Below are 8,530 nucleotides of genomic sequence, written 5' to 3' on the forward strand. Positions count from 1 at the left end.
CCGCCTCCAGCCCTGGGTGATACAGCCCGGGGAGATAATACAGGTGCAGGGGTTCGACTGGCCGGCCGGGGCGAAAGTACTGTTGGGGTGGAGGGAGCAGGACGCCGGTCGCGAGGATATCGTCTGGCTGGCGGAGGCCCGGCCGGGCGCTGACGGCCGTTTCAATGTCTCGCTGAGCCCGGCGCCGGCTTCCTCGTTGGCCAGGGGTGTCTTCATCGTCGCCCAGGAGGCGCCGGCGGGCGAAACCCGCACTGTCTGGCTGACCTTTGGTGATGCTATCCCGACAAGCCCCCTTTCGCTCGGGGAGCTGGCGCCGACCAGCGCAAAACCCTATTTCCGCGTCTTCACCTCCGCGCAGGAATGGGAGCAGGCCCATCCACTGCCGGCGCTGAAGACCCGCGAGGGGCCAGGCCAGCCGCTACTGCGGAGCCTGCGCCAACTCCTGCCGGGCCTGCGGCCGCAGACACCATCGCCGGCGTCGGTCTCCATTGATTGGGCCAATTACGTGGTGGTGGAGGCCTACCTGGGGCCGATGCCGGCGGAGCAGTGGCAGTTCGAAGTGGTGGGGGCGGCGCGCACGGCGCGCAATGAGGTCATTGTGATCGCGCGTCTGGCTCCGCCGGCGCAGAGACCGACCGGCACTGGCCGGCAGTTGCGCTCCATATGGGAATATCCGGTCGCGGTGGCGCTCCTGCCGCGCGAGGCCCTGCCGCAGGGGCCGGCGGTGCCGTTCCTGCTGATGACGAACCTGGGCCAGCGTCTGCAGGCCGTGCGCGTGCGGATCGTGTCCTGAAAATTTGACATTCCCCTGGGTGTGGGCTATACTGTGTATACCCCATATGGGTATACGGATATCACGCACAGGGCAAAAGGAGCGAGGAATGGAACTGGAATTCAGCCTGCGGCCGACGGCGGAGGAAAGCGCCCCGGAGGAAGGGGTTCCCGAGGTCGAGAATGTGGTGATACTGGGGGGCGGCATCGCCGGCTTCACGGCGGCGATGTATGCCGGCCGCTCCGGACTGAACCCCCTGGTCATCGTGGGCAATGCACTGGGTGGGCAGGCCGCCATGACCGAGATGATGGAAAACTACCCGGGCTTCCCCGACGGTATCGGTGGGGTGGACCTGGCGGAGTTGGTGCAGAAGCAGGCGGTGAAATTCGGCGCCCGATTGGAGCATGACCTCGCCATTGAGGCGGATTTCTCGGTGCGGCCGTTCGTTGTGAAGACTTATGGCCGGACCATCAAGGCACGGACGGTCATCATCGCCACGGGGGCGACGCCCCGCCGGCTGTTCGTCCCCGGTGAGGACAAATTCATCGGCCGGGGCATTTCCTTCTGCGCCACATGCGACGGCTATTTCTATCGCGACAAAACGGTGGCGGTCATCGGCGGCGGCAACAGCGCCCTGGACGAGGGCTTGTATCTGGCCCGCCTGGCCAAACAGGTATATGTCATCCACCGCCGCGATCAACTGCGCGCCGAGAAGATCCTGCAGGAGCGCGCCTTCCGCAATCCGAAGATGTCCTTCATATGGAACACCGTGGTCGAAGAGGTGCTGGGTGAGGACCACGTGACTGGTCTGAAACTGCGCAACGTGAAGACCGGCGAGGTTTCTATCCTGCCGGTGGACGGGGTGTTCGAATATATCGGCATGCAACCGAACACGGAGATCTTCCGCGGCCAGATCGAGCTGGATGCCAACGGCTACATCATCACGGACAAGCGTCAGCACACCAATATCGAGGGGGTGTTCGCCGCCGGCGATGTCCAGAGCCCCGACTTCCAGCAGGCAGTGATCGCCGCCGGCACCGGCGCCGCCGCCGCCATCGAGGCGGAGCGCTATCTCGCCAAACTCGAAGAATAGCTCATCCGCCAGCGGTTGAGCGGTTGAAAGGCATGGGCCGAATAAAGCCCATGCCTTTTTTCATTCCGGACACGTGCATGTGCCGGCCGGCTTGCACCAGGCCGGCATTTCTGTTAAGATGGTGGGGCGGCTGGTTGGCACTTTCGGCCCTGTTCAGGAGGTAGAATGTCCCGGCTCCGGTTTCCCCGGCTGATCCGCCCTTCGACGCGCGCCTTCTGGGAGGAAGGCCGGCGTACTTCTGGCTATTCCCTCTTCGATTTTCTCCATGGGTACGTGTACGGGCGCTGGCCCTATTTGTACATCGGCATCGCCACCGGCGAGCACTGGATCGCCCGCCGGCTCGCGCCGCTGGTGCGCCGGGTGGGGGACCTGCTCACGCGCCAGGCACAGCGACACGCGGCGCCGGCAGGCTCGCCGGGATTTGCGCACACCTATCACGGCAAGGTCGTGCCGCCGGCGGCAGCGCGCCAGCTCATCATGGTCCAGCAGGAGGTGAATCTGCCGGCGTTGGAGCATATCATCCCCTATGCCATGGCGCGCGATATCGTGCTCAAGAACCCGGATCACATTGCGGTGCTGGACTGCCCCTGCCGTGTCTCTCGCCCTAATCCGTGCCTGCCGCTGGATGTATGTCTCATCGTCGGGGAGCCTTTTGCCAGCTTCGTCGTGGAACATCATCCGCGCCGCGCCCGTTTCATCAGCCGGCAGGAGGCCGAGGACATCCTGGAGGCGGAGCATGCGCGCGGCCATGTGCATCACGCCTTTTTCAAAGATGCCATGCTGGGACGCTTCTATGCCATCTGCAACTGCTGTTCCTGCTGTTGCGGCGCCATGCAGGCGGCGCGCGCCGGCGTGCCCATGCTGGCGTCCTCGGGATACGTCGCTCGACAGCGGGCGGAAGAGGAGTGCGCCGGCTGCGGCGAATGCGCGGCGGTATGTCCCTTCCAGGCCATCGAGATGCGGGACGGCAGAGCGTGGGTGATGGAAGAGCGCTGTATGGGATGCGGGGTATGTGTGGGCCGCTGTCCGTCGCATATCCTGCGGCTGGAGCGGGAGCCGGCGAAGGGCGAGCCGCTGGAAATCCTGTCCCTGCTGTCAGATGGAAGATGACAGGGGGTTGCGGTACACTCACAGCATGATATATAATACGTGCGATGGACAATATCAACCCAGGATGGAAGAGGCACACGATGCACCTTTTCGCAAAGGCGCGAAGGACAGGCTGTCTTGAGCGCCTTTTTCATGTCGGGTAATGCCTCTGGGGAACGGGATGTCACGCGTTTGCGGCCAGTGCGGACACGATAATCCAGCGGATGTGCGCTACTGCGAGCGATGTGCTGCGCCCCTGGCCAATCTCTGCCCGGCCTGCGGCTTTGAGAATCCCCCGGGGTTCAAATTCTGCGGCAACTGCGGGGCGCATCTTGCCAGCGCGCAGTTGGGGAGGGCGCCGGCGGATCAACTGCGCCGGCTCCAGAGCTTAATGCCGGCGCAGTTGGTGGAAAAGATGCTCCATCAGGCCGAACACCTGCGCGGCGAGCGCCGCATGGTCACCGTGCTCTTCGCTGACCTGAGCGGCTTCACCTCCATCTCGGAGCGGCTGGACCCGGAGGATGTGTATCAGCTCATGGATGAGGTCCTGCGCGCCTTTGTGGAGGAGATCTACCGCTATGAGGGCACGGTGGACAAGTTCACCGGCGACGGCATCATGGCTATTTTCGGCGCGCCGGTCGCGCATGAGGATGACCCGGAGCGCGCTGTGCGTGCTGCTATCGGGATGCAGAACGCGCTGGATCGCATGAACCGCACTATCGCCGGCCGCTATCACGTCGAGCTGAAGTGCCGTATCGGCCTGAACAGCGGCGAAGTCGTCGTCGGGGGGCTGGGTTCCGACTTGCGGCTGGATTACACGGTCATGGGGGATGCGGTCAATGTGGCCGCCCGGCTCCAGCAGGCGGCGGAGCCGGGTGAGATACTGGTCAGCGAGGATGTGTTCCGCGCCACCGAGCCGCTGTTCGCGTATGCGCTGGTGGGGGACCTGCGGCTGAAGGGCAAAACAGAGCCGGTACGGGCCTATCGTCTGCTGGGGGAGCGCGCCCAGAAAGGGCGCCAGCGCGGCATCCGCGGGCTGGAAGCGCCGCTTATCGGCCGGCAGAGGGAGTTTGCCCAGCTCAAAGAGACCCTCGAGGGCTGGATCACCGCCCGGGAGGGCGGCTTTATCCTCCTGACCGGGGAGGCCGGCATTGGGAAATCTCGCCTGACCAGTGAACTGCTCGCCGGGCTGGCCGGCCGCGACGTGGAGATTATCCGCGCTGGTGCGCTGTCGCACACGGCCGGCATTGGCTGGTGGCTGACGCGGGAGCTACTGCGCGGGTACTTTGGCCTGGGAGAAGGAGAGGGCGGCAGTGCTATGTACCATCGGGTGGCCGGCCGGCTGGAAGAGCTGATGGGGCCGGCTGCCGGTTCCGCTCTGCCCTACATCCTCAACCTGCTTTCCCCGGAGGCAGTACCGGAATCGTACGCGCCGCGCATCGTTCATCTGACGCCGGCCGAACTGCAACAGCAAACTCTGCTCGCCCTGCGCGAGCTGTGGACGCACGCGGCACAGCGCCGGCCCCTGCTCTTCATCCTCGATGATGTGCACTGGATAGACCGTCCATCGCTGGATGTGCTCTTGTTCCTGATGGGCCTGGTGCCGACCGTGCCGCTCATTTTTTATGCCATTTCCCGGGCAGATGAAGGAAATGCGGCGCGGGAGATATCGGCGCAGGCCCAGGAGCGAATTCCCGAACGCTTCCTGCCCCTGCACCTCGGCCCACTCCCGCCGGCCGAGGTCGAACGCCTGCTCGACGAGCTTCTGGACGCGCCGGCACTGCCGGCCGAGTGGCGGCAGATCATCGTCAGCCGGGTGGAGGGCAACCCCTTCTTCCTGGAAGAGTTTGTGCGCATGATGATGGACCGACGCCTGCTGGTGCAGGACTCTGCCGGCCGCTGGAAGGCCGAGGGAGATACCGCCGGCCTGGAGGATGTCCCGCGCACCCTGCGCGGCCTCATCCTGGCGCGTGTGGATACGCTGGAGGAGCGCGCCCGCCACGTCCTGCAGTGCGCCTCGGTGATCGGCAGATCATTCTCCCAGCGACTGCTGGCGGAGGTAGTGGAAGTGCCGGCAGAGCTGTCCCGCGACCTGCACCTGCTCGGACAGCGCGGGCTGATTTTCCCGGAAGCGGATACGGCGGAAGAACGCTACACCTTCTCCCATGCCCTGACCCAGGAAGCGGTGTACGATACCCTGCTGAAGAAGCGCCGGCAGGCCCTGCATCGCGCCGTGGGACAGGCCATCGAGCGGCTGTATGCCGACCGGCTCGCGGAGCAGGTGGAACTGCTGGCCCATCATTTCTACCTGGGGGAGGAGCCGGCGCGGGCGTTCCATTATGCCATCCTGGCCGGCCAGCAGGCATCCGCGCGCTATGCCAACCGTGAGGCGCGTGCATATTACCAGCGAGCCTGGGAGCTGGCGGATGCCGCCGGCGCGACGCCGGCCCAGCGGGTCGCTGTCCTGGTGGGGATGGGGGATGCGGAGGGTTTCCTCGGCGCGTATGAAGCCGCCCGGCAGGCCTACCAGCAGGCCCACGCGCTGGCCGGCTCGCCGGCGGCGGGCCTGACGCCGGCAGAGCAGGCCGGCATCCTCCGCCGGATGGCGCGCGTCGAGGAGCGCCAGGGGAGTTACCCACAGGCAAGCTCCCTGCTCCACGCGGCGCTGGAACTGCTGGATGGCAGTACATCTCAGGATGCCGAGCAGGAGCGGGCGCGGGTGTACAGCGACCTGGGATGGGTGGCGTTCCGCCAGGGGCTGGCGGATGAGGCGTGGACATGGATGATGCGGGCGCTCGCTATCCTGGAGCCCTCGGATAACTGGCAGGACCTGGCCGCGGTGTACAACCGCATGGCCGGCGTCAGCTATCAACTGGGCGATTGGGAACGTGCGGCGGAATATGCGCGCAAGGGCCTGGAACTGCGCGAGCGCATCGGCTATACCTACGGCCTGTCCATGTCGTATAACAACCTGTCGGTGATCTATATGGCCGGCGGCGATTGGGAGCGCGGCATCCTGTACGCCGAAAAGAGCCTGGCGCTCAAACAGCAGATCGGCGATGTGGAGGGCGTGGGCATTTCCTTCAACAACCTGGGCATGGCGTATAAGGACCGCGGGGATCTGGACAGGGCGCGCCAGTATCTCCTGCAGGCCCTGGAAATCGCCCGTAAAATCCGCAATGCCAACCTGCTGGCCTCCGCGCTGGCCAACCTGGCCCATGTCTACCTGCTGGAAGGGCGCTGGGCGGATGGTGTCAGCTATGGGGAGGAGGCTCTGCGGGTGGCGGAGGAGTCCGGCTCCATCGAACAGCAGGTGGAGGCGCACTGCCTGTTGGCGGAGGGATGGCTGAGCGCCGGCGATCCCGAGCGCGCCGAACAGCATGTGGAACAGGCCCGGCATCTGGCCGAAGAGGGCGGTACCTGCTACGTGCTGGCGCTGGCGGCGCGAGCCGAGGGCAAATTGGCCCTCTGGCGAGGGGATGCCGCGCGTGCCCTCGATTCCTTGGAACGCAGTGCCGCCGGCTTTGCCGACCTGGGAAACCGGCTGGAACAATACCGCGCGCGGAACTGCCTGGGCCAGGCGCTGGTGAAACTGGGCCGCCGGGAAGAAGGCCGGCGGCTGTGGGGAGAAGCACTGCAGGTCTTTGAGGAGCTGGGCGCGGAGCGAGATGCGGATGAAGTGCGCCGGCTCCTGCAGGAAACAGGTGATCCCGCGGAGAAGGACTGCGGCAAGGTGGTCTTCCGATGACGCTGATCCAGACCAAAATCCTGCTTCCCAAACGCAGAAAGCATATTTTGCGGCGGGAGAGACTGCTCAATTTCTTATATGAGCATCTGGACCGCCAGCTCATCCTGGTCTCCGCCTCCGCCGGCTACGGCAAGACCAGCCTGCTGGTAGACTTCGCCAGCGACGTGGATTTCCCCATCTGCTGGTACACCCTGGATGAGACGGATCGTGACCCGCGGGTCTTTCTGGAATATCTCATCGCCAGCATCGAACGGGCGTTCCCGGGGAGCATGGCGGAGACTCGGCGTGCCCTGGCCGGCTGGGGCGGGGAGTTCAATCCGGAAGCCTTCGCCGGCCTGCTGGTCAACGACATCGTGCGGAACATCCCCGACTTCTTCATGGTCGTGCTGGATGACTATCACCTGATTGATGACAGTGTCTCCATCAATCTCCTGCTGGACGCCTTTCTGCGCCGTCAGCCGGAAAACTGCCGGCTGGTCATCGCCTCCCGCACCATCCCCACACTGACGCCGCGCGGCATGGCCCTCTTGGTTGCCCGTCAACAGGTGGTGGGTCTCGGCGTCAATCAGCTTCGCTTCACGCCGGAGGAAATCCAACAACTGATCCGGCAGAATTACGGCCAGGAGATTACCCCAGAGCAGGCCGAAGCCCTGGCACGCGAATCGGAGGGCTGGATCACCGCTATTCTCCTGACGCATCACCGCATGTGGCAGGGGCTGATCGGCGACCTGGTGCAAGCCCAGGAAGGGGCCGGCAGTCTGTACAACTACCTGGCGTCGGAGGTGCTGGACCGCCTGGATCCTGCCCGCCAGGAGTTCCTGCTCCAGACCTCCATCCTGCGGGTGCTCAGCCCTTCTATCTGCGACGCACTGCTGGGCCGCTCCGACAGCCAGGCGCTACTGGAAGACCTGGAAGCTCGCAACCAGTTCACCATCCGGGTGGAGGAGGAGGGGCAGGTCTGGTACCGCTACCATCGCCTGTTCCGCGAGTTCCTGCAGGAGAAACTGCGGGAGCGCTCCGCCGGCACCGAGCTGGCGCTCCACCTTCGGGCGGCTCGCTTGCTGGAACAAGAGGGAGATAAGACCGAGGCCATCCATCACTACCTGGAGGCCGGCACCTACGACGACGCGGCGCGCGTCATCGAGGAGATCGCCGCCCCAATGTATGATGCCGGCCGCATTGAGACCCTGCAGCACTGGTTAAATGCCCTGCCGGGGGACATTCTCGACCAATATCCCCGACTGGCCTGGTTCATGGCCAAGATCCTTTGGACCCAGGACAAGGTGCACGAATCCATTCAGTTCGCGGATCGAGCCCGTCTGGCGTTTGAGCGAATACATGATCCTGTGGGGGCGGCCCAGGCGTTGATTGAGAAAAGCGCGGTCCTGCGCGTGCGGGGGCGTTATGCGGAGGCGTTAGAGGCCTCACGCGGTGCGCTGGAACGTCTGCAAACCCTTCCCGAGGAAATACGTGCTTCGGCGGCTCTCACGCTTGCCGGCGCCTACCGCAACGTCGGTCTGTGCCATTATCAGATGGGCGAGATCGGCAAGGGCATTCAGGAGCTTCGCAAGGCCCTGGAGTTATATCAGCAGGCCGGCTATCTGCCCAACTTGGCACAAACCCACAGTGATCTGGGGGTGCTCCTGCGAGCATCGGGCAATACCGCCGGCGCGCGGCATCATTTCGAGGAAGCGCTGGCCATCTGGGAGAGGGTCGGCAATCCCCTGGGGATGGCCACCGTGCTCAACAGCATTGGGGTTACGTACCATCATCAGGGGGAATATCAGAAGGCCCTGGACATTTTCTCCATGGCCCTGCGGCGGGCGCG

At 64.7% G+C, this 8,530-nt stretch carries 5 protein-coding genes; all 5 read left to right on the forward strand.

Going from position 1 to position 8,530, the window contains the following annotated elements; all coding sequences use genetic code 11:
• The coding region (locus H5T60_08225) for a hypothetical protein (GenBank protein MBC7242415.1) at nt 1-793 on the forward strand (793 nt) is incomplete at its 5' end.
• 88 nt (nt 794-881) lie between these two features.
• On the forward strand, nt 882-1,865 hold the full coding sequence (gene trxB, locus H5T60_08230) for a thioredoxin-disulfide reductase (GenBank protein ID MBC7242416.1): 984 nt from the start codon (nt 882-884) through the stop codon (nt 1,863-1,865).
• 165 nt (nt 1,866-2,030) lie between these two features.
• Entirely contained in the window at nt 2,031-2,975 is a 945-nt protein-coding gene (locus H5T60_08235) for a 4Fe-4S binding protein (GenBank protein ID MBC7242417.1), read from the forward strand.
• A gap of 160 nt (nt 2,976-3,135) precedes the next feature.
• Nucleotides 3,136-6,702: a tetratricopeptide repeat protein gene (locus H5T60_08240; GenBank protein MBC7242418.1), complete on the forward strand. Its 3,567-nt coding sequence runs from the start codon at nt 3,136-3,138 to the stop codon at nt 6,700-6,702.
• Nucleotides 6,699-8,530, forward strand: a 1,832-nt coding sequence (locus tag H5T60_08245; protein MBC7242419.1) for a tetratricopeptide repeat protein, incomplete at its 3' end; no start/stop codon positions are given. The genes H5T60_08240 and H5T60_08245, both read left to right, overlap by 4 nt.

Source organism: Anaerolineae bacterium (assembly GCA_014360855.1).
Classification (GTDB): Bacteria; Chloroflexota; Anaerolineae; order JACIWP01; family JACIWP01; genus JACIWP01.